Source organism: Blastococcus haudaquaticus, from assembly GCF_900230285.1.
GTDB lineage: Bacteria > Actinomycetota > Actinomycetes > Mycobacteriales > Geodermatophilaceae > Blastococcus_B > Blastococcus_B haudaquaticus.
Map to the genome: position 1 here is coordinate 100,590 of NZ_OCNK01000004.1, position 23,710 is coordinate 124,299.

The window sequence follows — 23,710 nt, forward strand, 5'->3', positions numbered from 1 at the left end:
CGGGGACGGTAGACGAGGAACCGGGCCCCGTGGAGCGGTCAGTGCACGAGCTTGAGCCCCACCACGCAGCCGACGATCCCGCCGAGCAGCAGCAGCTTGACGAGGGACGCCGACTCTGCGCCGGTGATCATCGCGTAGACGACGGTGAGCACCGCACCGATGCCCACCCAGACGGCGTACGACGTGCCCACGGGGAGCTCGCGCATCGCGTAGGCGAGCCCGGCCATGCTGAGCACGAGGGCACCGCCGAACAGGAGCGAGGGGCCCAGCCGGGTGAACCCCTGGGAGCGGTCGAGGGCCGTGGCCCACACCGCCTCGAGGACACCGGACAGGACGAGGACGAGCCAGGACATCGCGGACCTCCAGCGGGCCGTCTTGTCGCAGTCCGGGTACGGCACCCCTCGTCCGGGAGCCGGTTCGCGGCTCCTGCTCAGGGTCTCACGAGGCGGGACCTGCCCTCCCGCAGCAGGACCAGCGCGGCGACCGCCGCCAGCCCGGCCGCGACGGCCGCGCCCGCGAAGACGGTGTGCAGCTGGGTGAGGACCGCCGCGTCGGTGGCGGCGTCGTAGACCGCGCAGTCGGCGGGGGTGTCCGGGCAGAGCTCGAACGGTGTTCCGATCGCGTCGACCTCGGCGGTGAACCGGCGCAGGGCGACGGCGGTCAGCAGCGACAGTCCGGCGAGCATGCCGACGGTCCGGGCGACGACCGCCAGCGCGCTGGCGCTGCCGTGCACCGCGGCCTCGGTGACGGCGAGCAGCACCGCGTTGACCGGAGCGATCGCCAGCCCGAACCCCAGGCCGGCGGCGGCCAGCACCACGGTCGACAGGGCGCCGTCCAGCGATCCGGCGTCCCACCGGGTCATCGCGACGAAGGCCACCGCGGTGAGGGCCATGCCGCCCGCGGCGACGAGCCGGGCCGGCACCGTGCGGCACAGCCAGCCGCCGACGACGGCGCCGACCGGCACGGCGACGAGCAGGCGCAGCAGGACGAGGGCGGCGCCGAGCTGGTCGCCGGGCGTCGTGGTGTTGCGGGCGAACAGCGGGATGTCGACCAGGGCCGCGACCAGCGCCGCACCGACCAGCAGGTTCACCAGCAGCGCCCCCCAGGCGCCCACCGGCCGGAGCGCCGACAGGGGCAGCACCGGCTCCGGGGTGCGGCGTTCGTGCAGGACGAAGGCGACGCCGGCCACGACGGCGAGGGGCAGCAGCACCGCTCCGTGCGCGACGACCTGGGTGGCCGGGTCGGCCGCGGCGAAGGCCCAGACGAGGCTGCCGAGGGCGACCACGGCCAGGGTGGAGCCGACCACGTCGACCTCCCCGGCGAGCTGCCGCAGCCCGCGCAGGGGCAGGACCGCGCCGTGGGGGCGGGCGATGCTGCGCCAGACCAGCGCGGCGCCGGCGACCAGAGCGCCGAGGAGCAGCGGCGTGGTCCACTCCAGGGACTCGACCACCGGGACGTAGGCCAGCCCCAGCGTGACGTCCTCCGCCAGCGCCGCCGGCGAGGCGAGGTGCAGGCCGACCGCACCTGCGGTCAGCACCGCGAGGACGAGGCCGATCGGATCCGGTCGCCGGACCTGCCCGGCGACGACGGCCCCCACCGCCAGGGCCAGGCCGAGCAGCAGGTTGAGCCAGAAGATGGCCCGCCAGTCGGCGAACGCCAGGACCGCGGCACCGGCGAGCGGACCGAGCACCGCGCCGGCCTCCTGCACCGCCCCGACGACGCCGAGGGGCAGGGCCCGCCTCTCGGGCGGCCAGCGGTCGGCGACCAGGGCGAGGGTCGCCGGCACCAGTCCCCCGGCACCGACGCCCTGCAGCCCCCGGCCGAGGACGGCGGGACCGAGGGTGTCCGCGGTCGCCGTGAGCAGCGAGCCGAGGGCGAACAGCAGCAGGCAGCCCACCAGCACCGGCACCCGTCCGCGCAGGTCGGCCAGGCGGCCCAGCAGCGGCAGCGTCGCCGTGTACCCGAGCAGGAAGCCACCGACGATGGGCGTGGCCCGCTGCAGCTCGTCGAGGCCGACGCCGACCCCGGTGAGGATGTCGGGGAGCGCCAGGACGACGACGTAGGTATCGGCCGCCGTGACGAGCACGGCCAGGGTGGCGAGGACGACGAGCGGCAGCCCGGGCGCCGGCCGCGCGCCCGGCGGGTGCTCAGCCGGTGGCCGGTGCGGTGATCTCGACATCGGCCCCGAAGTCGCTCAGCTCGAGGATGTACGACGCGTCGTCCGTGGCGGCGAAGAACGGGCCGGTGAGCTCGGCGCGCAGCAGCTCCCCGCTCTCCACGGCGACGGAGAAGCGGGCCTGCACGGCACGGCTCGGGTCCTCGCTGGTGAGGAGCTGCTCCACCAGCGCGCCCGGCAGCTCGGCGGTCACCTCGCGGACGACTTCGCCGTCGACCCGGCGCTCCTCCCCCAGCTCGGCGTTCTCGGCCTCGGACAGGAGCTGGGAGATGCCGGTCCCGGGGTCGATCAGTGCGCCCGGATCGCCGAAGCCGAACTGGGCCGGGTCGACGACGCTGTAGCCGGACGTGAAGGGCAGCTGGGCGTAGACGGTGCCGTCGACCGAGATCACCGCGAGGTCGAGCGTCGACCCCATGGCGAGCACCTGCAGGGTTCCCTGGAAGGACGCCGGCCGCGCGATGTCACCCTCGCCGCCGACGAGCTCCGACCCGGTCTCCGGGGCGTTCTCGCTGCTGAGGACGAAGTGCAGGCTGTCGGTCCCGTCGAGGGTGCGCTTGGCGTCCGCGAGCAGCTCGGTCGCCGACTCCCCGTCGCTCCCCCCGTCGCTGGTGCAGGCGGTCAGCGCCGGGACGGCGAGCAGCGCGAGGGCGAGCACCGGGGCGAGCGTGCGGCGCATGTGGACCTCCCGTGGGCCGGGGCGGGAGCGACCGGCGTACCGCGGCGGACAGTAGCGCGCCGCCGTCGTCAGGCCGGGGTGCCGGCCCGTTCGGCGACGGCGGCATCGACCTTGGGTCGGTTCCGCAGCGGCAGGGCGGCGCGCGCCGGGGCCAGGTCGGCCAGCCGGTGCTGCTCGGTCGTGAAGGCGCGGAACGCCATGCCGATCGTCACGTCGTGGTCGGGGCGCTCGACGACCTCGATGACGTCTCCGGCGCCGAGGTCGCCGGTCTCCAGGACCCGGAGGTAGGCGCCGCTCGCACCGCGCTCGGTGAACCGCTTGATCAGCCGCGGGACGCCCCAGTGGGCCTGGAGCTTCGCACAGGGCGTGCGCGGCGCGGTGACCTCGACGAGCACGTCTCCGATGCGCCAGCGCTCACCCAGCACGGCGTGCGTCAGGTCGAGGCCGCTGGTGCGCAGGTTCTCGCCGAACCGGCCGGCCGGCAGGTCGCGGTCGAGCTCGGCGGCCCACCAGTCGGCGTCCTCCTGCGCATAGGCGTAGACCGCCTGCCCCTCGCCGCCGTGCCACTTGCGGTTGACCTGCACGTCGCCGTCCAGGCCGAGCGGCTGGACGGCGACCCGGCCGTCGACCGGCCGCTTGTCGATGGCGCTCTGGGTGTCCCCGGCCCGCGGGAGGCGGATCGGCCGCGGCCCGGAGACGCAGACCGCGTCGATCCGGCCGTTCACTTCTTGCTGGCGGTCGACTCGTTGGTGGAGAGCGCGGCGACGAACGCCTCCTGGGGGACCTCGACGCGGCCGACCATCTTCATCCGCTTCTTGCCCTCCTTCTGCTTCTCCAGCAGCTTCCGCTTGCGGGTGATGTCACCGCCGTAGCACTTGGCGAGGACGTCCTTGCGGATGGCGCGCACCGTCTCGCGGGCGATGACCCGGGAGCCGACGGCGGCCTGGATCGGCACCTCGAACTGCTGGCGCGGGATGAGCTCGCGGAGCTTGCCGGCCATCATCACGCCGTAGCTGTATGCCTTGTCCTTGTGCACGATCGCGCTGAAGGCGTCGACGGCCTCGCCCTGCAGGAGGATGTCCACCTTCACCAGCTTCGACTCCTGCTCGCCGCCCTCGGAGTAGTCGAGGGATGCGTAGCCGCGGGTGCGCGACTTCAGGGCGTCGAAGAAGTCGAAGATGATCTCGCCGAGCGGCAGCACGTAGCGGAGCTCCACCCGCGACTCGCTCAGGTAGTCCATGCCGCCCAGCTGGCCGCGACGGCCCTGGCAGAGCTCCATGATCGCGCCGGTGTAGTCACTGGGCGCGATGATCGTGGCGTTGACGATCGGCTCGTAGATCGCGGAGATCTTGCCCTCGGGCCAGTCGCTCGGGTTGGTCACGGTGATCTCGGTGCCGTCCTCCATGACCACGCGGTAGACGACGTTCGGTGCGGTGGAGATGAGGCTGATGCCCGCCTCGCGCTCCAGCCGCTCGCGGACGATCTCCAGGTGCAGCAGGCCGAGGAAGCCGACGCGGAAGCCGAAGCCGAGCGCCGCCGACGTCTCGGGCTCGTAGGTCAGCGCGGCGTCGTTGAGCAGCAGCTTGTCCAGGGCCTCGCGCAGCAGCGGGTACTCGCTGCCGTCGATGGGATACAGGCCGGAGTAGACCATCGGCTTGGGGTCGCGGTAGCCGCCGATCGACTCGGCGGCCGGCTTGTGCTGCAGCGTGACCGTGTCGCCGACGCGGGACTGGCGGACGTCCTTCACGCCGGTGATGAAGTAGCCGACCTCGCCGACGCCGAGGCTCTCGACCGGCTTGGGCTCGGGCGAGATGACGCCGATCTCGAGCAGCTCGTGCGTGGCGCCGGTCGACATCATCTTGATCTTGTCGCGGGCGGAGATCCGTCCGTCGACGACGCGGACGTAGGTGATGACGCCGCGGTAGATGTCGTAGACCGAGTCGAAGATCATCGCCCGGGCGGGACCCGCGGCCTCTCCGGTGGGTGCCGGGATGCGGTCGACGATCAGGTCGAGCAGCTCCGGGACGCCCACGCCGGTCTTGCCGCTGACCCGCAGCACGTCGCCGGGCTCGCAGCCGATGATGTGTGCGATCTCCTCCGCGTACCGCTCGGGCTGCGCGGCCGGCAGGTCGATCTTGTTGAGGACGGGGATGATCGTGAGGTCGTTCTCCAGCGCCAGGTACAGGTTGGCCAGCGTCTGCGCCTCGATGCCCTGGGCGGCGTCGACCAGCAGGACCGCGCCCTCGCAGGCGGCGAGCGACCTCGACACCTCGTAGGTGAAGTCGACGTGCCCGGGGGTGTCGATCATGTCGAGGACGTACTCGGTGCCGGTGTGCGCGCCGGACCGCGGGGTCCAGGGCAGCCGCACGTTCTGCGCCTTGATGGTGATGCCGCGCTCGCGCTCGATGTCCATGCGGTCGAGGTACTGGGCGCGCATGTGCCGGCCCTCGACGAGTCCGGTGACCTCGAGCATCCGGTCGGCCAGCGTCGACTTGCCGTGGTCGATGTGGGCGATGATGCAGAAGTTCCGGATGAGGGCCGGATCGGTGGTGGCAGGAGTCGTCACAGTGCCGCCATCGTCCCACGCCTCCCGCCCGGTCCGGGCACGTGCCGGGAATCCGGTGTGCCGAGGGTCGCCGGACGCCGGGTTGGGGTCGGGGCTCCGACGCTGGTAATCTCGCAGGCCGGTCCTGTGGCGCTCGCCGCCCGGACGCACGAACGACTGTCAGAAGAACTCCCTCCTGTCGAGACACCGAGGCTCACGCGTGGCGAACATCAAGTCCCAGCTCAAGCGGATCAAGACCAACGAGAAGGCGCGTCAGCGCAACGTCGCCGTCCGGTCCGCCCTGAAGACCGCCGTCCGGCGCGTCCGCACCGCCGCGGAGTCCGGCGACGCCGCGGCCGCCGCGACCGCCTTCCAGGTGGCCGCCAAGGAGCTGGACAAGGCCGCCAGCAAGGGCGTCATCCACAAGAACCAGGCGGCCAACCGCAAGTCGGGTCTGGCCAAGCAGGTCGCCGGCCTCTGAGCCGGTGCGCGCGCTCCGGCGCGCGGCGAACGAGCCCCCTTCCCCCCGCGGGACGGGGGCTCGTCGCGTTCTCCGGCCCTGGGGCGGTCAGCGACCGGTGTACGCGGCGCGTCCGCCCCGGCCGGTCTCGGCCCGGATCGTGACGATCCGCCGGACGGCACGTTCGAGCGCGTAGTCGGCGCTGGCCGCTGCGCCCTTGACGTCGGCGTTGAGGTCGGCGGCGACGCCGATCGCCTGCTGCAGCCCGTCGATGCTCCAGCCGCGGGACTGCGCCTGCGCCTTCTTGATCTTCCACGGCGGCATCTTCAGCGTCCGGGCCAGCTCCCCCGGGTTCGTCGTGCTCAGCGAGGCGACGCGGGCCGCCGTCCGAACGCCGTCGGCGATCGCATCGGCGATGAGCACGTGGGGCACGCCCCGTTCGAGCGCCCAGCGGAGCATCTCGATCGAGCCGGCGCGGTCGCCCACCAGCACGCGCTCGGCCACGGTGAAGCCGGTGACCTCGGCCTGCCCGCGGTGGAAGCGCGCCACGGCGTCGCCGTCGATCGTGCCGCCGAAGTCCGACACCAGCTGGCTCGCCGCGGCCGACAACTGCCGCAGGTCGTTCCCGATGGCGTCGACGAGCGCGGTGACGGCGTCCGCGGTGATGCGTCCGCCGAACTGCCGGACCTCGTTGCGGGCGAAGCCTGCCAGGTCGCCGGGTGACTTGAGCTTCGGGCACTCGTCGAGCGCCGCCCCGGCCCCGGTGAACGCCTTCACCAGCGCCTCGTTGCGCTTGCCACCGAAGTGGACGATCACCAGCGTGAGGTCGGGGTCGGGCTCCTTGGCGTATCCGACCAGGGCGTCGGACAGCGCGCCGGCCGCCTCCTGCACCCCCAGGACCACCACGAGCCGGTGCTCGCCGAACAAGGACGGCGCCAGGACGTCGGCGAGCTGGCCGGTCGGCAGGCCCGCCGCGGTCAGCTCGTGGACCTCGGCGTCCGGGTGGCGGGCGAGCACGGCGGTGCGGACGGCGCCGACAGCCCGTGAGCGCAGCAGCTCCTCCTCGCCCATGACGACGCGGAGCCGGGAGGTGGGTTCCACGGGTTCGGCCGGCACCGGTGCATCGTGTCACGGAGGGCGGACTCCCCCGGCCTGGCGACCTGCCCCGCGCCGTCCCCGCCGGCCATTCGAACCGGTCCGCCGCGGCCGGGGCCTCTCCGCTCCCCCGGGCGGCGACGCCCCACTCGTCCGCGGTACCGACGACGGCCAGGTCGCCCTCCCGGTCGGTGCGGTGCACCCGCATGCCCGCCTTGGCCAGCCAGCCGAGCAACCGCCCGGTCGGATGTCCGTGGGTGTTGTCGGCACCCACGGAGATCAGCGCCACGCGCGCACCACTGGCCGACAGGAACGCCGGATCGGCGTCCCCGCTGCCGTGGTGCGGCACCTTGAACACGTCGGCGCGCAGGTCGACCTGGTCCCGCACCAGCCGGGCCTCCGCCTCCGCCCCGAGGTCGCCGGTGAAGAGGATCCGCAGGCCGGCCACCGTCACGCGGACGACCAGGGACAGGTCGTTGGGCTCCGCCGCGGCCGTCGCCCGCTCCGGGGCGGGCGCCAGGACCTCGACGGAGACCCCGGCCTCGGTGCGTCGGTCCCCCGGCACCACGACGACGTGCCGGCCGCCGGCCGCCCGGACGTCGTGCGCGAAGGCCGCCTGGCGGTCGTCGGCCGGCGACAGGGTGCCGGTCGCCACGATGCCGACGTCCCGGCCACCGAGCGCGCCGGCGAGCCCGCCGACGTGGTCGGCGTCGAGGTGGGAGATGAGGACCAGCGGCAGCGCGTCGATGCCGAGCCGGTCGAGGCAGCGGTCGATCGCCGCGACGTCCGGGCCGGCGTCGAGCAGCACTCCGGCTCCGGGACCCGTCGGCAGCACGAAGGCGTCACCCTGACCCACGTCGCAGCCGACGGCGACGGTCCCGGCCGGCGGCCAGCCCCGGACCGCCTGGCGCACGGGCCACCCGACGACGACGAGCCCGACGAGCACTGCCAGCGCCAGCGCGCGCAGCCGCCCGAAGCGCCACAGCGCCCAGCCGAGGGCGATCAGGAGGACGGTCAGCAGCACCGCGCCTGGAGTCCCCGCCGGCCAGCTGGTGGTGCCGTCCGGTACGCCCGCCGCGCGCTCGGCCACGAGGACGAGCCACCGGGTGGGCCACCCCGCACCCCAGACCAGGGCGTCCGCGACGACCGGCAGGGGGACGCCCACGAGAGCCGCCAGCAGTCCGAGGACCGTCGCGGCCGGGACGGCCGGCGCGGCCAGCAGGTTGGCCGGCAGCGAGATCAGGCTGACCGTTCCGGAGAGGCCCGCGACGATCGGCGCCGTCACCACTCCGGCCGCCGCGCTCACGGCCACCGCGTCCGCGAGCACCGCCCAGCAGCCGCGCCCGCGCAGGCGACGCGACCAGCCGGGAGCGAGCAGCACGATGCCGGCCGTGGCGGCGACGGACAGCGCGAAGCCGGGATCCGTGGCCAGTGCCGGATCGACGAGCAGCAGCACCCAGATCGCAGCGCACAGCGCCGGAACGGCGGCCCGGGGCCGCCCCGAGGCGAGCGCGACCAGCGTCACCGCACCCATGGCCGCAGCGCGGACGACGCTGGGGCTGGGGCGGGCCAGTACCACGAACCCGACGAGGACGACGGCCGCGACCAGCGCCTGCACACGTCGGTCGACAGCCCGGCGGCGGAGGGGCCGGAGGACGCCGGCGAGGACGATCGCGACGTTCGCGCCGGACACCGCGGTGAGGTGCGCCAGTCCGGCCGACCGGAAGTCCTCCTCCAGCACCGGGTCCATGGTCGTGGTGTCGCCGACGACGAGTCCTGGCAGCAGCCCGGCCGCCGCGGGTTCGAGCACCCGGTGCGCCGAGTCGCGCAGCGCGCCGCGAAGGCTCCCTGCGGTCTGCTGGAGGGGTCCGGCGCCACCGACGGGCGTGGGTGATCCACGGGCGCTGAGCACCGCGACCGTCTGCTCGCCGGGCCGGGGTTCCGAGACTCCGACCCGGACGCGGACCTGCTGCCCGGGGAGCAGCTGCCGCCAGTCCTCCACCATCCCGAACAGCACGACGGCGTCCCGGATGCGGTACGTGGTGTCGCCGTCGACGAGGCGCTGCACCGTGGCGTCCAGGACGACGCGCTGCGCCCCCGCGCCACCGAGGACGTGGGGGTCGCCGTCGAGCTCCAGGACCACCGACACCGTCCGCTGGTCCGCGGCGACCGCTCGCAGCGGCGAGTCCTCGCGTGCCGCGCTCCTGACCGCCGCCGTGGCCGACGCGACCGCCACCCCGGCCAGCAGGGTCAGGACCAGGGCTGTCGACCGGCTCCGCCGCCGGGCGAGGACCGCGGCCAGGAGCGACGCGGCCACGCAGACCCAGCCGAGCGCCGACGGCGCGGCCACGGGGCCGAGCAGGGTCGTCGCCCACACACCGGCGGCGGCCGGCGCGAGACGGACGTCCACCCAGGTCCAGCGCCCCTCCGGGCGGCTCACACCGTCACCAGGTCAGCCAGTTCCGCCGCGATCGCCGGACCGATCCCCGGCACGTCGTCGAGCTCCTCCACGCTCCGGAACGGGCCCTGCCGGTCGCGGTGCTCCACGATCCGCTGCGCCAGGACGGGCCCGATGCCCGGCAACGCGTCGAGTTCGGTCACCCCCGCGCGGTTGAGGTCGACCCGGCCGGAGGGCTCAGGGGCACCGCCGGCACCTGCCGGATCCGCCTCCGCGGCGGCCGCGGGCAGGCCGACCGTCAACTGCTCGCCGTCGGTCACCGGCGCTGCGAGGTTCACCGAGGCGGGGTCGGCTCCGGGAAGGAGACCGCCGGCCGCGGCGATCGCATCGGCGACCCGGGAGCCGGGAGGGAGCGAGACCAGCCCCGGGGCGGCGACCTGGCCGACGACCGAGACGACGACGGTCGCCGACGCCTCCGCGACCGTGCCCACCGGCGGGGTCGACGGAGCGCTGGAGGCAGCCGGCGCACCGTCGACCCGCTCCACCTGCGGACGTTGCAGCCAGGTCCAGCCGACCAGCAGCAGCGCGGCGAGGACACCCGCGATCCAGAGGGACCGCGCTCCGGGGCGCCCGGGATCCCAGCGCTGCTCGCTCCCGGGAGCACGATGGCGCCCTACCCCGCCCGGCAGCTCGGCGCGTGCGTCGACGGCGGGGATCGGGCCGGTGGCCGAGTCCTCTCCGGCCCAGTCGCGGTCCGCGCCGACGTCGTGCCGGCCCGCCGGGTCCTCGTCGTCGATCTCGTCCGGCACCCAGCCGCCGGAGCCGGCCCGTTCGTCCAGCAGCCGGCGCAGGCGCGCACGGATCACGTCGGCGTCGTCGTCGATGCGGCGAGAGGGGAAGCGCACCGACGGGACGCTAGGGACGGACGCTCACCGCAAAGGGCCCGTCAGGGGAACTGTGGACGGACCTGCCCGCTGTGGACGGTCGACGGCACGCAGGAGCGGACGGCCGTCACGATCCGCCCGCGCCTTCCCGGTCCTGGCGTTCAGCCCTCCGCGCGGTCTGCGCCCGTCTCGTCGTCGTGCTCCTGCCAGAACGGCGCGACGACGATGCCCACGGCTCCGGGCCCGACGTGCGCGCCGATCGCTGCCCCCAGCTCGCTGACGTGCAGCTCCCGCAGCTGCGGCAGCCGGTCCCGGATCTCGGCGGCGAGACGCTCGGCCTTCTCCGGCGCGGCCAGGTGGTGGACCGCGATGGAGACCGGCCCCTGTCCGGCCGCCTCCACGGCCCGCTGGACGAGCCGGTTGAGCGCCCGGCCGGACGTCCGCACCTTCTCGAGGGGAACCACCCGCCCGTCCTGGACGTGCAGCACCGGCTTGACCGCCAGGGCCGACCCGAGGACGGCGGCGGCCGATCCGATGCGACCGCCCCGGCGCAGGTGCTCGAGGGTGTCGACCACGAACAGCGTCCTGGTCGCCGCCGCGGTCTCCAGGGCCGACCGCGCCACCCCGGCCGCGTCGGCCCCGGACGACGCCGACCGGGCCGCGGCGAGGACGGCGAACCCGGCTCCCATGGCCGCCGAGCGGGTGTCCACGACGGTCACGATGTGCTCCCCGACCTGGGAGGCGGCCAGTCGAGCGGCATCCCAGGTGCCCGACAGCTCCGAGGAGAGGTGGATCGAGACGAGCCGGTCGGCGCCCTCGTCCAGCGCCCGGCGGTAGGCGGCCACGAAGTCGCCGGGCGTCGGGCGGGACGTCGAGACCCGCTGACCCCGCACCGCGAGGGTCCGGGCCACCTCCTCCGGTCCGACGTCGGCACCCTCGCGGCCCGATCGGCCGGCGAGCACGACGTACAGCGGCACGACGTGGATGCCGTAGCCCTCGACCAGCTCGTCGGGGAGGTAGGCCGTCGAATCGGTGACTACGGCGACGGACACCCGGCGAGGCTAGCCCGCCGCTGTCGGGCGCCGACGCAGCGCGGCTGTGCGGGTCCCCCGGTGCTAGACCGCGTCGGCGTCCGCGGCCGGGGCGCCGTCCTGGGTCGCGACGTCGTCCTCGGGCAGTGCCGGGCCGGCGCCCTCCAGGCGACGGTCCGGCTGCCGGAGCACGGAGCTGTTGTGGCGCAGCAACCGCCACCGGCCTCCCTGCACCGCCAGTTCGCTCCAGGCGCAGTTCCCCAGCGGACCGAGGACGCGACGGTGATCCGGGGTGAGACCGAGCAGCCGCTCGATCAACCGGCCCGAGGTCCCCCCGTGGGTCACGACGACCGCCACGGCGGCCGGCGGGAGGTCGGCGAGGGCCGCCACGGCCCTGTCGGCCACCGCACCCGGTTCCTCACCGCCCCGTCCGATCACCGGGCGACCGGCCATCCAGGCGGCGTACTGATCGGGGAACCGGTCGGCCACCTCGTCGCGGGTGAGTCCTTCCCACGACCCCATGCCGTGTTCGCGCAGGCGCTCGTCCAGCCGCAGCCGCACTCCGAGGAGCCCGGTCAGCGCCTGGGCGGTCTGCTCGGCCCGGTCGAGATCGCTGGAGACGACCACGGTGTCCTCCGGGGACAGATCCGCGGCGACGTGGGGGGCGGCCGCTGCGGCCTGTCTCCGCCCGGTCGCGTCCAGCGGAGGGTCCAGCTGGCCCTGGAAGCGGCCCGCGGCGTTCCAGGCGGTACGCCCGTGCCGCCAGAGGATCAGTCGGGAGACGGGCAGCTCCGCCAGCGGTCCGACTGTCACCGGCCGGCCGACTCCTCGTCCGGTGACGAGTCCTCGTCGCCCCCGCCGTCCGCGGCACCGGCGTCCGGGGCACCGGCGTCCGGGGCACCCGCGGTCGCGGTCGGCTGGGCTCCGTCGGTGAAGGGGATCACCGGGCAGTCCTTCCACAGGCGCTCGAGGGCGTAGTAGGCGCGCTCCTCGGCGTGCTGGACGTGCACCACGACGTCGACGAAGTCGAGCAGGACCCAGCGCGACTCGGCGACCCCCTCGCGTCGGACGGGCTTGATGCCGTGCTCGCGGAGTCGCTCCTCCACCTCGTCCACGATCGACTGCACCTGGCGCTCGTTGGGCGCGGAGGCGAGCACGAAGGCGTCGGTGATGGCGAGCCGGTCGCTCACGTCGACGATGGAGACGTCGGTGGCGAGCTTGTCCGCAGCCGCCTGAGCGGCGAGCAGCGCGGTGTCCCGCGCCTCGGCCGAGGCGGTCATCGGGGTACCTCCTGGAGGTGGTCGTGAGGGGGCTGGGCGGAAAGGGTGCGGGCGCCGTCTGCGCCGACCCGACGCGGAACCTCGCGGTAGAGGCCCCGCTTCTCGATGTACTGGACCACGCCGTCGGGCACCAGGTACCAGACCGGCATCCCGCGGTCGACCCGATCGCGGCAGTCGGTCGAGCTGATCGCCAGGGCGGGCACCTCGACCAGGCTGACCACGCCCTCGGGCAGGTGGGCATCGGCGAGGTGGAAGCCCGGGCGGGTCACGCCGACGAAGTGGGCCAGGTCGAACAGCTGCTGGTTGTCCCGCCAGCTGACGATCTGGGCCAGGGCGTCGGCACCGGTGATGAAGAACAGCTCGGCCTCCGGCCGTTGCTGGCGCAGGTCGGTGAGGGTGTCGATGGTGTAGGTCGGGCCGCCCCGGTCGATGTCCACCCGGCTCACCGAGAACCGTGGATTGGAGGCCGTCGCGATGACCGTCATGAGGTAGCGGTCCTCGGGTGGGCTGACCTCGCGGTCGCTCTTCTGCCACGGCTGACCGGTCGGCACGAAGATCACCTCGTCGAGACCGAACAGACCGGCGACCTCGCTGGCGGCCACGAGGTGCCCGTGGTGGATGGGATCGAAGGTCCCACCCATGATCCCGACCCGGCCGCCTGCCACCGCACGAGCCTATCCGGGCCCACCGGAGCCGGCCCCGTCAGGACCGGCCCCGGCCGGCGCCTCCGCGGTCCCGCCAGGGGAGAGGGGACCGCGAAGGCGCCACGACCGGCTCCCCCGTGCAGCCGGTCGCAGTCCGGACCGTGCGTCGAGGCACGGACGGTGTGGCGCCGCTGCGTTCCCGGCACCGCGCTGACCAACGGCTCAGCCGGCCATGGGTTACGGGCCGTCGGCGTGTCCTTTTGTGGTCGTCGGCACAGTGACCGCGACCGGCCCGTGCCGACATGCGGACCGAGCGACGAAGGGACGGATCGACAGGCGGGGAATGACCGGGACGCCGCGCCGCCCAGGCGGACCGGGAGTCTCCTCAGAGGGTGGTGACGAACTCCGCCAGCTGCGCCGCGTTCCGGCACTCCACCATGTCGATGACCTCGCCGTACCGGTGGGCGGCGGAGTCACCGCTCCCCCAGAGCCGTCGGGGCTCGGGGTTCAGCCAGTGGGCCGACCGGGAGCGACGCACGAGGTCGGCGAGCACCGGCAGACCGGGCTGCCGGTAGTTCGTCCGTCCGTCGCCGAGCACCAGCAGCGACGTCTTCGGTCCGACGGCCGACGCCCAGCGGTCGGCGAACACCTCGAAGGCCGTGCCGTAGTCGCTGTGCCCGTCGAAGCCGACGACGTCGGCCTCCCGCCCGATCCGCTGGACGGCGTCGACGACGTCGGCACCCGGGCGGAAGAAGCGGGTCACCTCGTCGGTCGAGTCGACGAACGCGAAGGCCCGCACACCCGTGAAGTGCTCGCGCAGGGCCTGGGTCAGCATCAGGGTGAAGTGGCTGAACCCGGCCACCGACCCGCTGACGTCACACAGCACCACCAGCTCGGGCTTGTGCACCGTGCGCGGACGGTGGTGGGTCACCACCGGCACGCCGCCGGTGCCCAGCGATGCCCGCACGGTCTTGCGGAAGTCGAGCCGGCCCTCGCGGCCGAGCCGGCGCCGCGCCGAGAGCCGCACCGCCAGCCGGCGGGCCAGCGGCGCCACCGCCCGGCGGAGCTCGGCCAGGTCGCCGGACTGGGCCCGTAGGAAGTCGACCTGGTCGGCGAGCGGCCGGACGGCGTTCTTCGCGACCTTGTCCCGTCCCTTCTCCGCCGCCGTCCGCCGGCGCACCTCGGACTCGATCGCGGACCGCAGCGCGGTCAGCCGCTCCCGGATCGTCTGGCGGGCGACCTGCTCGGCGAGACCGCCGCGGTCGCCCTCGGCGAGCAGCCCGGCCAGCAGCTGGGCGACCAGCGTGTCCGGGGAGAGCGCCCGCAGCACCCGGTAGCTGAAGAACGACTGGCCCGACGGCGAGGGCTGCCCGCGCCCGAGCATCTCGACCGCCTCGCGGGCGAACCGCCGCAGTGCCTCCTCGTCGCCCTCCAGCAGCAGCTGCGCCAGGCGCTCCCGCATGAGGGCGGCCAGGTCGACGTCGTCGCCTCCCGGGACGTCCAGCGTGGACTCCCCCGGCTCCCCGTCGGCGTCGCCGTCCGCGGTGTCTCCGTCCGCACCGTCCCCGTCCACGGCCGGTCGCGGCCGGTCCGTCAGCGGCCACCACAGGTCGAAGAGCACGTCGTACGTGGGGCGCTGGGCCGCCCGCTGCAGCAGCACGGCCGCCAGCCCGTGCCGCAGCTGCTCCCGCTCCAGCAGGTCGACGACGGTGAGGATCTCCGCGGCGTCCACGGCCTGGCTGATCCCGACCGGGATCCCCGCCTCCCGGACCGCCCGGACGAAGCCGTCCAGGTGGCCGGCGAGGCCCCCGGGCTCGGCCGTGGTCGGGACGTCCGTCATCAGTTCAGCCGGAGCTCGGCGGCGGCCCGGTCCTGGTCGCTCGCGTGCTTGAGCACCACGCCCAGCGTCGAGCGCACCGCCGGCTCGTCGAGCGTGTCCAGCCCGAGCTCCAGCAGCGTCTGCGCCCAGTCCAGCGTCTCCGAGATCGACGGCGACTTCTTCAGCTCCAGCGCCCGCATCGCCCGCACGGTGCGCACGAGTTGCTCGGCCAGCCCTGGGGCCAGGTCGGGCACGCGGGACAGCACGATCTCCCGCTCCCGCTCGGCGCTCGGGTAGTCCAGTGCCAGGTAGAGGCAGCGCCGCTTGAGCGCCTCGGACAGCTCACGGGTGGCGTTGGAGGTGAGCACGACCATCGGCCGGCGGGTGGCGGTGATCGTGCCGAGCTCGGGGATGGTCACCTGGAAGTCCGACAGGACCTCCAGCAGCAGACCCTCGACCTCGACGTCGGCCTTGTCCGTCTCGTCGATGAGCAGGACCGTCGGCTCGCTGCGCCGGATGGCAGTCAGGAGTGGGCGGGAGAGCAGGAACTCCTCGCCGAAGATGTCGTCGTGGACGGTGTTCCAGTCCGCAGCGTCACCGGAGGCCCCCTGCGACGCCTGGATCCGCAGCAGCTGCTTCTTGTAGTTCCACTCGTACAGCGCCCGCGCCTCGTCGAGGCCCTCGTAGCACTGCAGCCGGATCAGCTCCGAGCCCGTCGCCGTCGCCAGTGCCTTGGCCAGCTCCGTCTTGCCGGTGCCCGCCGGGCCCTCCACCAGCAGCGGCTTGCCGAGCCGGTCGGCCAGGAAGACCGTCGTCGCGATCTGGGCGTCGGGCAGGTACCCGGCCGTCGAGAGGCGCTTGCTGACGTCCGCGACCGAGGAGAACTGCGGGGACTGGGACGGCGGGCGGGGCATCGGGCTCCTCGTGGGGACGACGACGTCAGCGGGTGTGGCCGCTGCCCGTCACGACGTAGGTGGTGGAGGTCAGCTCGGGCAGACCGAGCGGGCCCCGGGCGTGCAGCTTCTGGGTGGAGATGCCGATCTCGGCGCCGAACCCGAACTCGCCGCCGTCGGTGAACCGGGTCGAGGCGTTGACCAGCACGGCGGCGGCGTCCACCCCTGCGGTGAAGTCGGCGATGGCGGAGGCGGAGTCGGCCACGATGGCCTCGCTGTGGCCGCTCCCCCACTGCGCGATGTGCTCGACGGCGGCGGGCAGGTCGTCGACGACCCGCACGGCCATGTCCATCGACAGGTACTCGGTGGCCCAGTCCTCGTCGGTCGCCGGCACCACCGCGGAGTGCGCCGCGCGCGCCGCGTCGTCACCGTGCAGCGTCACCCCGGCGTCCGCGAGGGCCGAGAGCAGCCGGGGCAGGAAGGGGACGTCGCGGTGGACGAGCAGCGTCTCCGCGGAGTTGCAGACGCTCACCCGGTGGGTCTTCGAGTTGAGCACGATCGCCTCGGCCATGGCGGCGTCGGCCGAGGCGTCGACGTACACGTGGCAGTTGCCGACGCCGGTCTCGATCACCGGAACCGTGGATTCGCGGACGACGCGCTCGATCAGCGAGGCGCCACCCCGCGGGATCACCACGTCGACCAGGCCGCGGGCGTTCAGCAGCTCACCGACCGAGGCGCGGTCGGCGGGCAGCAGCTCGATCGAGCCCGCGGGCAGGCCCGACTTCTCCGCCGTCTCGGTGAGGACGGCGACCAGCGCCGTGTTCGTGCGGAAGGCCGAGGCCGAGCCGCGCAGCAGCGCCGCGTTGCCGCTCTTGAGGCACAGGCCCGCGGCGTCCACCGTGACGTTCGGCCGGGCCTCGTAGACGATGCCGACGACGCCGAGCGGCACCCGGACCTGGCGCAGCTGCAGCCCGTTGGGCAGTCGCGAGCCGCGGACGACGTCACCGACGGGGTCGGGCAGGGCGACGAGCTCGCGCAGCGCGGCGGCGACGCCGGCCACCCGGTCTGCGTCCAGACGCAGCCGGTCCAGCACCGACTCCGGGGTCCCGTCGGCGGCGGCGGCCTCGACGTCGGCGGCGTTGGCGGCCAGCACCTCGTCGGTGCGCTCGACCAGCGCGTCGGCCATCGCGGCCAGGGCGGCGTCCTTCACGTCGGTCGGCAGGGTGCGCAGGACCCGGGCGGCCGCTCGCGCGCGCAGCGCGGCGGCACCGATCAGCGGCAGGGAGGAGACGTCGGACACGCCCGCGAGCGTACGCGGGGGCGGGGTCCGGCCCACGGATCCCGGCTGCGCGGCCGGGCAACCACGAAGCGTGAGATAATGGTTCTCATGAACATCTCGGTCCCGCGCCGGTCCGCACTCGCGGCTGCCACTGCATCCCTGCTCCTCCTGGCCGGCTGCGGCGGCTCCGACGAGGCGGGCGAGGCTTCCACGGGGGGCGATCGCCTGACCGTGGTCGCCGGGTTCTATCCGCTGGAGTGGGCCGCCTCCCGGGTCGGTGGCGACCAGGTCGAGGTCTCGTCGCTCACCGCCCCGGGCGCCGAGCCGCACGACCTCGAACTGACCCCCCAGGACGTCGCCGGGGTCTCCGACGCCGATCTGCTGGTCTACCTCAGCGGCTTCCAGTCCGCTGTGGACGAGGCCGCCGAGTCCCAGGCCGGCGACCACTCGTGGGACGCCGCCGAGGCCGCGAACCTCTCGCTCACCTCGGGGGACCACGACCACGAGCACGGCGAGGAGGAGCACTCCGAGGACGAGCACGCAGAGGAGGAGCACGCCGAGGAGGAGCACGCCGAGGAGGAGCACGCCGAGGGCGAGGAGTCCCCGGACCCTCACTTCTGGCTGGACCCGACCCGACTGGCCGACGTCGGTGACGCCCTGGCCGAGCAGCTGACGGATCTCGACCCCGACGGGGCGGAGACCTACGCGCAGAACGCCGCCTCGCTGCGGGAGGACCTGGAGTCGCTCGACCAGGAGATGTCCGAGGGCCTCGGCGCATGCACGGTCGACACCCTCGTCACCAGTCACGACGCCTTCGGCTACCTGGCCGACCGGTACGGTCTCGAGGTGGTCGGCATCAGCGGGCTGAGCCCCAGCACCGAACCGTCGGCCGATCAGCTGGCCGAGATCTCCACCCTCGTCCGAGAGCGCGGTGTCACCACCGTCTACACCGAGACGTTGGTCGACCCGTCGATCGCCGAGACGGTCGCCTCCGAGGCCGGGGTGCAGACCGCCGTCCTCGATCCCCTCGAAGGCCTGACCGATGAGTCCGCCGGCGACGACTACCTCGCCGTCATGCGCGCCAACCTCGCGACGCTGCAGGAGGGCCAGTCCTGCTCATGAGTGACACCCCGCCGGCGGGGGCCCCCGCCATCAGGCTCCGGCGCGCCACGATCGGCTACGGCGACGTGCCCATCGTGCGCGACGTCGACCTGGTGGTCGGTGCCGGCGAGGCGGTCGCCGTCCTCGGTTCCAACGGCTCCGGGAAGACGACGCTGGCCCGGGGATTGCTCGGCCTGGCCGCGGTTCTCGGCGGCGAGGTCGAGGTGCTCGGCGCGCCGGTCGGCGGGCTGCGCGAGCGGGGCAGGGTGGGCTACGTGCCGCAGCGGCACTCGATCAGCGGTGCCGTTCCGGCCACGGTGCGCGAAATCGTCGGCGTCGGCCGGCTGGCCCGGCTCGGTCTGCTCCGCCGCCTCCGGCCGGTCGACCGCACCGCCGTCACCGACGCAGTGGCGGCGGTCGGCCTGGCCGATCGGCTGGACCACGCCGTCGCCGCCCTGTCGGGCGGGCAGCAGCGGCGGGTGCTGGTCGCCCGGGCACTGGCCGCCGAGCCCGAACTGCTGATCATGGATGAGCCCACCGCCGGCGTGGACGCTGCGAACCAGGAGGCGCTGGCCGCGGTCCTCACGCGGATCTCGGCGGCGGGGACGACCGTGGTCGTGGTGACCCACGAGGCCGCGCCGCTGGCCGGTGTCCTCTCGCGGGCCGTCGTGGTCGATCACGGTCGGGTGGCCTACGACGGTCCGCTCGCCCAGGCGTCCGCGCACGAGGAGCCCGGTGTCCACCACCACCCGCCGGACCGGGAGCCGTCCGGCTACCGCCTGGACCAGCCCACGGTGACGACTCGGCCGCGCCGCACGTCCGACGGAGAGCGCTGACGTGGACATCCTCAGCTACGACTTCATGCAGCGGGCACTGCTCGCGTCGCTCATGGTGGGCCTCGTCGCGCCTTCCGTCGGCGTGTTCCTCGTCCAGCGCCGGCTGTCGCTGCTGGGCGACGGCCTCGGGCACGTCGCACTGACCGGCGTGGCGGTCGGCGTCCTCACGGCGACGAGCCCGGTGTGGACCGCGCTGGTGGCCGCGGTCCTCGGCGCCGTGCTCATCGAACTGGTCCGCGCTCGTGGCCGCACCAGCGGCGACGTCGCTCTCGCCGTCCTCTTCTACGGCGGCATCGCCGGCGGCGTGGTGCTGCTCAGCCTGGCGCCGCGCGGGCAGGCCACCAATCTCGACTCCTACCTCTTCGGCGCGATCACGACCACGAGCCCCCAGGACGTCGCCGTCTTCGCCTGCATCTCCGTGGTCGTGCTCGCCGCGGTGGCCCTGCTGGGGCAGCGGTTGTACGCGGTCAGCGACGACGAGGAGTACGCGCGGGCGGTCGGCCTCCCGGTCCTGGGCCTCAACATCGTGCTGGCCGCGCTCGTCGCGTCGACCGTCGTCCTGTCCATGCGGGTCGTCGGGCTCCTGCTCATCAGCGCGTTGATGATCGTCCCCAGCGCCATCGCCCAGTTGCTCGCCCGCAGCTTCCGTCAGACGGTGCTCCTGGCCTGCGTGATCGGCCTGCTCGTCAGCGTCTCGGGCACGACCGCGTCCTTCTACTCAGGAACACCGTCCGGCGGCACCATCGTGCTGCTGGCCATCGCGCTGTTCCTGCTCGTCTCCGCGGGCGTCGCGGTGCGGGACTCGACGGCTCGTCGACGACACCGGCGTAAGGTCGATGTCCACGACGCACACCCGCACGAGCACGGCGTCGAGTGCGGGCACCGTCCGGTGCCCCACGACGACCACGTCGACTACGACCACGACGGACACCGCCACGCCCCGCACCAGACGGGCGAGGGGGTGCACTACGACGAGCACGGGGAGCACCCGGTGGGCGCTCCCCAGAACAGAAGGGCGCGGTGACCATGACCGAGCCGGCGTCCACCGAAGTCTCCGGCCGTCGCACCACGCGGCAGCGCAGTGCCCTCGTCGCGCTGCTCGACGAGCTCGACGGGTTCCGGAGCGCTCAGGACCTGCACGCCCTGCTCCGGGAGCGGGGCGACTCGGTGGGTCTGGCGACGGTCTACCGCGCACTGCAGGCCCTCGTCGACGACGGGCAGCTCGACATGCTGCGCGGCACGGACGGCGAAGCGGCGTACCGCCGCTGCTCACCCAGCCACCACCACCACCTCGTGTGCCGCTCCTGCGGCAGGACCGTGGAGGTGGCCGACCCGCCGGTCGAGCGGTGGGCGGCGCGCATGGCCACCGAGCACGGCTTCTCCGACGTCCAGCACCAGGTCGAGGTCTTCGGCACCTGCGCGGAGTGCACCGCCCGAACCTGAGGCCCCTCATCCCCCCGGGGCGAACCGCATCGGGGCACCCAGCGCGGCGGCCGCCGGGACGAGCGTGGCCGGGAGCCCGTCGTCGGGCTCGGCGGCCGCGCCCGGTCCGCCGGCGCGGATCCACTCGGAGAGCGCGTCCTGCCGTTCGGCGTGGTGCACTCCGGACAACCACAGCGTGGGCCCGGAACACTCCCCCACGCCGCTCCGGTGAGCCACTGCGGCGACCGTGGCCAGCGTGCACCGACGCAGGCAGCCGGTGGTGACCAGGACCGCTCCCCGGGTGTCGCGCACCGCTGCGGCCAGGGACGCGGCGGCGGCCGCCGCACCCGCGGACGACGCGCACGTCTCTCCCCGGCAGAGCGCCACCACCGGCCCCGGAGCAGTCGGGTGTCCGTCGGTCACCGGAGGAGTCCCCGCTCGTAGGCCTTGCGCAGGCGGGCCGGAACCAGCCGTTCCTCCCCGTCGACACGGATCCGCACCATGGGGACGGGCGTCGCCTTCCACTGCGCCTTCCGGGACCGGGTCCGCGACCGGGAGGTCCTGCGCTTCGGTACCGCCACGACTCAGCCCTCCGTCGCCCGAGCGCCGCGGTACCGGGCGTAGCGCTGGTTGAAGCGCTCGACGCGGCCCGCCGTGTCGAGCACCCGCTGGTTCCCCGTCCAGAAGGGGTGCGAGGCCGCGGAGATGTCGACGCTGACGAGCGGCAGCGTCTCTCCGTCGACGTCGATGGTCCCGGTCGCGGCGACCGTGGAGCGGGTGCGGTAGAGCGCGCCGCTCGCCGCATCGCGGAAGACCACGGTGCGGTACTCGGGGTGGATGCCCGTGCGCATCAGGCTCGGTCCTCTCGGTCGGTGGTGGCTGCCCGGTCGTCCGGGGCAGGGGTGGCCTCGCACGGGTCCTCGTGCCAGGAGCCGAAGGGGTCGGTGAGGGCGCGCCACGCATCGGGTCCCGCGGCCAGTTCCTCGTCGGTGAGCAGCGCGGCGTCGAGGGCGGTGATGACCGCGACACCGGGCTGCCGGTGGGACAGCACGGCCAGTTCGGTGTGCCGGTCACCGTGCAACGGGTGCCACCGCAGCGCGGCGGCCACCTGGCGCTCCGGATCGACGTCGTCCCACGCGCCGCTGTCGTCCGTCAGGGTGGCCAGCCACGGCCCGGCGTCGCCCATGCGCATGCCCTGCCCCGCGGACTCCAGCCACAGTGCACGGTCATGCTGGCTGGCCAGCCAGATCCGCCCTCTGCTGAGCACCACGCCTTCGAGCAGGACGTCCAGCGCGTCGTGCAGCCGCTCCGGGTGGAAGGGGCGAGCCGCCTCGAACCGGATCACGCTCACGCCGACGTCCTCCCCGAGCGGGGGCTGCCCGGGCAGCAGTGAGTCGTGCGCGGACGAGAGCCGGCCCCGGCGGGCCCCCGGCCCCACGGCCGCGAGCAGGTGATCGGCGCCGGCGGCGATGTCGGCCCGTGGCACTCCGGAGATCATCCGGTCCAGCACGGCGTCGAGCCGGGCCGCCGACCACGCGTCCACCGGCCCGCCCGCGAGGAGCACCGCGTCGGCGAACGCGACCTGCCCCAGCCCGACCTGGGCGAGGGTGCGCTCGTCGTCCGGCGTCGCGGCGAGCCCACGGTCGGCGAGATCCTCGCCGCCCGTGACGTCGTCGAGCCAGCTGCGGCCGTCGACGACGGCGAGCACTCCGGCGACGTCCACCCGGTCGGCCACCGTGCCGGTGGGCTCGACCGGCACGTCGTCGAGGATCAGGTGGGCGATCGACCAGCAGAGGTGCTCCGGCTCCAGGGCCGGATCCAGCTGCAGCACGATCCGGCCGACCTCGGGCCGGCCGCCGAGTTCGTGCAGCAGGGGCAGCAGGTCCAGCCGGAGCGTGCAGGAGAGGCAGCCGTGGGCCAGCTCGACGGCGGTCCGATCCTCGACGAGGCCGTCGCGGGTGCGCCGGGTGACCGTTCGGAGGACCACCCCCTCACCGAGCCGGCCGACGTCGTGGTGCACGACCACGGTCCCCGACCTGGCGAGCAGATCACGACTCACCCGACCGCAGTGGCGGCCCTCGAGGCCCGTGACGATCACCAGTGGGGTGCGGGAGGACGTCATGCACCCCACCCTAGTCGCTAACGAGAACCGTTTTCATCTAGGGTGGTCGGCACGGCCCCGGACAGCCCGGGGCGACGACTTCTGGAGGTGCCGTGGCCACCTACTGCGAGGTGACCGGACGCCGGCCCGGCTTCGGAAAGACCGTGAGCCACTCCCACCGGCGCACGTCCCGCCGCTTCGAGCCCAACCTGCAGCGCAAGCGCTTCTTCCTGCCGGGCGAGAACCGCTGGATCCGGCTCACCGTCTCGGCCAAGGGGATCAAGACCATCGACGCCCAGGGCATCGAGGCCGTGGTGGCGAGGATCCGCGCGACCGATCCCGACGTCCGCCGCCGGCTCGGTGCGGGACGGCGGGACTGATGGCCCGCGCCACCGACATCCGGCCCATCGTCCGGCTGAAGTCCACCGCGGGCACGGGCTACACGTACGTGACGCGCAAGAACCGGCGCAACGACCCCGACCGACTCGTGCTGCGCAAGTACGACCCGATCATCCGCAAGCACGTCCAGTTCCGGGAGGAACGCTGACATGGCCAAGACATCCAAGATCGTCCGCGACCAGCAGCGTCGCGAGACCGTGGCGCGGTACGCCGAGCGCCGCGCCCAGCTGAAGGAAGCGGCCCGTACCGCCGCCACGTGGGAGGAGCGGGAGGCCGCCCAGCAGGCCCTGCACCGGCTGCCGAGGAACGCCAGTCCCACCCGGCTGCGCAACCGGGACGTCGCCGACGGGCGTCCGCGCGGGCACCTGCGGAAGTTCGGACTGTCCCGGGTGCGGTTCCGCCAGATGGCGCACGCCGGCGAGCTGCCCGGCGTCCGGAAGAGCAGCTGGTGACGCCGGCGGGCGTCCGTCCCCGGAAGAAGCGCCGGCTGGACGGACCCGTGAGCTGGTACGACGTCCCCACCCTCCGTTCGTTCATCTCCGACCGCGGGAAGATCCGCAGCCGCCGGGTGACCGGTCTGGATCCGAAGCAGCACCGCCAGGTGGCGCGGGCGATCAAGAACGCCCGCGAGATGGCTCTCCTCCCCTATCCGAGCAAGGGCCGCTGAGGGC

General features: G+C 74.1%; 27 protein-coding genes, 1 pseudogene and 1 riboswitch. Of the genes and pseudogenes, 9 read left to right on the forward strand and 19 right to left on the reverse strand.

Going from position 1 to position 23,710, the window contains the following annotated elements:
- Nucleotides 1-38: 38 nt before the first annotated feature.
- The 5 genes from CRP30_RS16620 to lepA form a co-directional block, all read right to left on the reverse strand.
- Nucleotides 39-353 carry a DMT family transporter gene (locus tag CRP30_RS16620; RefSeq protein ID WP_097185359.1) on the reverse strand — a complete coding sequence of 105 codons (315 nt, stop codon included), beginning with the start codon at nucleotides 351-353 and terminating at the stop codon, nucleotides 39-41.
- Nucleotides 354-364: 11 nt separating this feature from the next.
- Nucleotides 365-430: riboswitch (guanidine-III (ykkC-III) riboswitch) on the reverse strand.
- Nucleotides 431-2,179 carry an MFS transporter gene (locus tag CRP30_RS16625; protein WP_097185125.1) on the reverse strand — a complete coding sequence of 583 codons (1,749 nt, stop codon included), beginning with the start codon at nucleotides 2,177-2,179 and terminating at the stop codon, nucleotides 431-433.
- Nucleotides 2,148-2,852 carry an LppX_LprAFG lipoprotein gene (locus CRP30_RS16630; protein ID WP_097185126.1) on the reverse strand — a complete coding sequence of 235 codons (705 nt, stop codon included), beginning with the start codon at nucleotides 2,850-2,852 and terminating at the stop codon, nucleotides 2,148-2,150. The genes CRP30_RS16625 and CRP30_RS16630 overlap by 32 nt, the downstream gene beginning before the upstream one ends.
- A 68-nt stretch (nucleotides 2,853-2,920) precedes the next feature.
- Nucleotides 2,921-3,577: an MOSC domain-containing protein gene (locus CRP30_RS16635; RefSeq protein WP_097185127.1), complete on the reverse strand. Its 657-nt coding sequence runs from the start codon at nucleotides 3,575-3,577 to the stop codon at nucleotides 2,921-2,923.
- The gene (gene lepA / locus CRP30_RS16640) at nucleotides 3,574-5,418 is read right to left on the reverse strand and encodes a translation elongation factor 4 (protein WP_097185128.1); all 1,845 of its coding nucleotides are present in this window, start codon (nucleotides 5,416-5,418) and stop codon (nucleotides 3,574-3,576) included. Before lepA ends, CRP30_RS16635 begins: the two co-directional genes overlap by 4 nt.
- A gap of 199 nt (nucleotides 5,419-5,617) precedes the next feature.
- Here lepA and rpsT point away from each other — a divergent pair, with 199 nt between their 5' ends.
- The gene (rpsT, locus tag CRP30_RS16645; RefSeq protein WP_097185129.1) at nucleotides 5,618-5,878 is read left to right on the forward strand and encodes a 30S ribosomal protein S20; all 261 of its coding nucleotides are present in this window, start codon (nucleotides 5,618-5,620) and stop codon (nucleotides 5,876-5,878) included.
- Between the two features lie 87 nt (nucleotides 5,879-5,965).
- Here the strand turns inward: rpsT and holA are convergent, their stop codons facing one another.
- From holA to CRP30_RS16690, 10 genes and pseudogenes are all read right to left on the reverse strand, one after another.
- Nucleotides 5,966-6,973 carry a DNA polymerase III subunit delta gene (gene holA, locus CRP30_RS23100; RefSeq protein WP_235003491.1) on the reverse strand — a complete coding sequence of 336 codons (1,008 nt, stop codon included), beginning with the start codon at nucleotides 6,971-6,973 and terminating at the stop codon, nucleotides 5,966-5,968.
- 370 nt (nucleotides 6,974-7,343) lie between these two features.
- Nucleotides 7,344-8,957 (reverse strand): annotated as a pseudogene (locus CRP30_RS23105) (ComEC/Rec2 family competence protein); the annotation flags it as partial.
- Between the two features lie 431 nt (nucleotides 8,958-9,388).
- The gene (locus CRP30_RS16655) at nucleotides 9,389-10,255 is read right to left on the reverse strand and encodes a ComEA family DNA-binding protein (RefSeq protein ID WP_097185130.1); all 867 of its coding nucleotides are present in this window, start codon (nucleotides 10,253-10,255) and stop codon (nucleotides 9,389-9,391) included.
- A gap of 140 nt (nucleotides 10,256-10,395) precedes the next feature.
- Complete coding sequence (locus tag CRP30_RS16660; protein WP_097185131.1) at nucleotides 10,396-11,286, reverse strand: DegV family protein; 891 nt, start codon at nucleotides 11,284-11,286, stop codon at nucleotides 10,396-10,398.
- Nucleotides 11,287-11,349: 63 nt separating this feature from the next.
- Entirely contained in the window at nucleotides 11,350-12,078 is a 729-nt protein-coding gene (locus tag CRP30_RS16665) for a histidine phosphatase family protein (protein ID WP_097185132.1), read from the reverse strand.
- Nucleotides 12,075-12,545 (reverse strand): ribosome silencing factor, encoded by a 471-nt coding sequence (gene rsfS, locus CRP30_RS16670; protein ID WP_097185133.1) that lies wholly within the window; start codon nucleotides 12,543-12,545, stop codon nucleotides 12,075-12,077. The genes CRP30_RS16665 and rsfS overlap by 4 nt, the downstream gene beginning before the upstream one ends.
- Nucleotides 12,542-13,210 (reverse strand): nicotinate-nucleotide adenylyltransferase, encoded by a 669-nt coding sequence (nadD, locus tag CRP30_RS16675; RefSeq protein ID WP_235003492.1) that lies wholly within the window; start codon nucleotides 13,208-13,210, stop codon nucleotides 12,542-12,544. Before nadD ends, rsfS begins: the two co-directional genes overlap by 4 nt.
- A gap of 364 nt (nucleotides 13,211-13,574) precedes the next feature.
- Nucleotides 13,575-15,029, reverse strand: a complete 1,455-nt coding sequence (locus tag CRP30_RS16680) for a vWA domain-containing protein (RefSeq protein WP_097185134.1) — start codon at nucleotides 15,027-15,029, stop codon at nucleotides 13,575-13,577.
- On the reverse strand, nucleotides 15,029-15,922 hold the full coding sequence (locus tag CRP30_RS16685) for an AAA family ATPase (RefSeq protein WP_097185135.1): 894 nt from the start codon (nucleotides 15,920-15,922) through the stop codon (nucleotides 15,029-15,031). The genes CRP30_RS16680 and CRP30_RS16685 overlap by 1 nt, the downstream gene beginning before the upstream one ends.
- 25 nt (nucleotides 15,923-15,947) lie before the next feature.
- Nucleotides 15,948-17,201: a glutamate-5-semialdehyde dehydrogenase gene (locus CRP30_RS16690; RefSeq protein ID WP_097185136.1), complete on the reverse strand. Its 1,254-nt coding sequence runs from the start codon at nucleotides 17,199-17,201 to the stop codon at nucleotides 15,948-15,950.
- Nucleotides 17,202-17,288: 87 nt separating this feature from the next.
- On the opposite strand from CRP30_RS16690, the gene CRP30_RS16695 reads away from it, so the two are divergent.
- Genes CRP30_RS16695 through CRP30_RS16710 form a run of 4 tightly spaced genes read left to right on the forward strand, consistent with a single transcriptional unit; the run spans nucleotide 17,289 to nucleotide 20,560 of the window.
- Nucleotides 17,289-18,302: a metal ABC transporter substrate-binding protein gene (locus CRP30_RS16695; RefSeq protein WP_097185137.1), complete on the forward strand. Its 1,014-nt coding sequence runs from the start codon at nucleotides 17,289-17,291 to the stop codon at nucleotides 18,300-18,302.
- Complete coding sequence (locus tag CRP30_RS16700) at nucleotides 18,299-19,117, forward strand: metal ABC transporter ATP-binding protein (protein ID WP_097185138.1); 819 nt, start codon at nucleotides 18,299-18,301, stop codon at nucleotides 19,115-19,117. The genes CRP30_RS16695 and CRP30_RS16700 overlap by 4 nt, the downstream gene beginning before the upstream one ends.
- A 1-nt stretch (nucleotide 19,118) precedes the next feature.
- The gene (locus tag CRP30_RS16705; protein ID WP_097185139.1) at nucleotides 19,119-20,141 is read left to right on the forward strand and encodes a metal ABC transporter permease; all 1,023 of its coding nucleotides are present in this window, start codon (nucleotides 19,119-19,121) and stop codon (nucleotides 20,139-20,141) included.
- A gap of 2 nt (nucleotides 20,142-20,143) precedes the next feature.
- Nucleotides 20,144-20,560 carry a Fur family transcriptional regulator gene (locus CRP30_RS16710; protein ID WP_097185140.1) on the forward strand — a complete coding sequence of 139 codons (417 nt, stop codon included), beginning with the start codon at nucleotides 20,144-20,146 and terminating at the stop codon, nucleotides 20,558-20,560.
- Nucleotides 20,561-20,566: 6 nt separating this feature from the next.
- On the opposite strand, the gene CRP30_RS16715 is transcribed toward CRP30_RS16710, so the two are convergent.
- From CRP30_RS16715 to mrf, 4 genes are read right to left on the reverse strand one after another with little or no spacing between them, the layout of a single operon-like run.
- Nucleotides 20,567-20,962 carry a hypothetical protein gene (locus CRP30_RS16715; protein WP_143278485.1) on the reverse strand — a complete coding sequence of 132 codons (396 nt, stop codon included), beginning with the start codon at nucleotides 20,960-20,962 and terminating at the stop codon, nucleotides 20,567-20,569.
- Nucleotides 20,959-21,120 (reverse strand): 50S ribosomal protein L32, encoded by a 162-nt coding sequence (rpmF, locus tag CRP30_RS16720; RefSeq protein WP_097185142.1) that lies wholly within the window; start codon nucleotides 21,118-21,120, stop codon nucleotides 20,959-20,961. The genes CRP30_RS16715 and rpmF overlap by 4 nt, the downstream gene beginning before the upstream one ends.
- 3 nt (nucleotides 21,121-21,123) lie before the next feature.
- Nucleotides 21,124-21,390, reverse strand: coding sequence for a type B 50S ribosomal protein L31 (locus CRP30_RS16725; RefSeq protein WP_097185143.1), 267 nt, complete (start codon nucleotides 21,388-21,390; stop codon nucleotides 21,124-21,126).
- A complete protein-coding gene (mrf, locus tag CRP30_RS16730; RefSeq protein ID WP_097185144.1) occupies nucleotides 21,390-22,661 on the reverse strand; it encodes a ribosome hibernation factor-recruiting GTPase MRF in 1,272 nt (423 codons plus the stop codon). The genes CRP30_RS16725 and mrf overlap by 1 nt, the downstream gene beginning before the upstream one ends.
- Before the next feature lie 92 nt (nucleotides 22,662-22,753).
- Between mrf and rpmB the strand changes: the two genes are divergently transcribed.
- Genes rpmB through rpsR form a run of 4 tightly spaced genes read left to right on the forward strand, consistent with a single transcriptional unit; the run spans nucleotide 22,754 to nucleotide 23,706 of the window.
- Complete coding sequence (gene rpmB / locus CRP30_RS16735) at nucleotides 22,754-23,020, forward strand: 50S ribosomal protein L28 (protein WP_097185145.1); 267 nt, start codon at nucleotides 22,754-22,756, stop codon at nucleotides 23,018-23,020.
- Nucleotides 23,020-23,187 (forward strand): 50S ribosomal protein L33, encoded by a 168-nt coding sequence (gene rpmG / locus CRP30_RS16740; RefSeq protein WP_097185146.1) that lies wholly within the window; start codon nucleotides 23,020-23,022, stop codon nucleotides 23,185-23,187. Before rpmB ends, rpmG begins: the two co-directional genes overlap by 1 nt.
- Nucleotide 23,188: 1 nt before the next feature.
- On the forward strand, nucleotides 23,189-23,491 hold the full coding sequence (rpsN, locus tag CRP30_RS16745) for a 30S ribosomal protein S14 (protein ID WP_097185147.1): 303 nt from the start codon (nucleotides 23,189-23,191) through the stop codon (nucleotides 23,489-23,491).
- Nucleotides 23,488-23,706 carry a 30S ribosomal protein S18 gene (gene rpsR / locus CRP30_RS16750; RefSeq protein ID WP_439647025.1) on the forward strand — a complete coding sequence of 73 codons (219 nt, stop codon included), beginning with the start codon at nucleotides 23,488-23,490 and terminating at the stop codon, nucleotides 23,704-23,706. Before rpsN ends, rpsR begins: the two co-directional genes overlap by 4 nt.
- The last annotated feature ends 4 nt before the right edge of the window (nucleotides 23,707-23,710 follow it).

Coding starts and splice junctions, on each gene's coding strand:
- CRP30_RS16725 (WP_097185143.1), bottom strand. CDS start 21,390: ATGCGCACGGGCATCCACCCCGAGTACCGCACCGTGGTCTTCCGCGAT.
- CRP30_RS16620 (WP_097185359.1), bottom strand. CDS start 353: ATGTCCTGGCTCGTCCTCGTCCTGTCCGGTGTCCTCGAGGCGGTGTGG.
- rpmG (WP_097185146.1), top strand. CDS start 23,020: ATGGCCCGCGCCACCGACATCCGGCCCATCGTCCGGCTGAAGTCCACC.
- CRP30_RS16630 (WP_097185126.1), bottom strand. CDS start 2,852: ATGCGCCGCACGCTCGCCCCGGTGCTCGCCCTCGCGCTGCTCGCCGTC.
- CRP30_RS16700 (WP_097185138.1), top strand. CDS start 18,299: ATGAGTGACACCCCGCCGGCGGGGGCCCCCGCCATCAGGCTCCGGCGC.
- CRP30_RS16625 (WP_097185125.1), bottom strand. CDS start 2,179: ATGTCGAGATCACCGCACCGGCCACCGGCTGAGCACCCGCCGGGCGCG.
- CRP30_RS16685 (WP_097185135.1), bottom strand. CDS start 15,922: ATGCCCCGCCCGCCGTCCCAGTCCCCGCAGTTCTCCTCGGTCGCGGAC.
- rpsN (WP_097185147.1), top strand. CDS start 23,189: ATGGCCAAGACATCCAAGATCGTCCGCGACCAGCAGCGTCGCGAGACC.
- CRP30_RS16695 (WP_097185137.1), top strand. CDS start 17,289: ATGAACATCTCGGTCCCGCGCCGGTCCGCACTCGCGGCTGCCACTGCA.
- mrf (WP_097185144.1), bottom strand. CDS start 22,661: ATGACGTCCTCCCGCACCCCACTGGTGATCGTCACGGGCCTCGAGGGC.
- CRP30_RS16680 (WP_097185134.1), bottom strand. CDS start 15,029: ATGACGGACGTCCCGACCACGGCCGAGCCCGGGGGCCTCGCCGGCCAC.
- CRP30_RS16710 (WP_097185140.1), top strand. CDS start 20,144: ATGACCGAGCCGGCGTCCACCGAAGTCTCCGGCCGTCGCACCACGCGG.
- rsfS (WP_097185133.1), bottom strand. CDS start 12,545: ATGACCGCCTCGGCCGAGGCGCGGGACACCGCGCTGCTCGCCGCTCAG.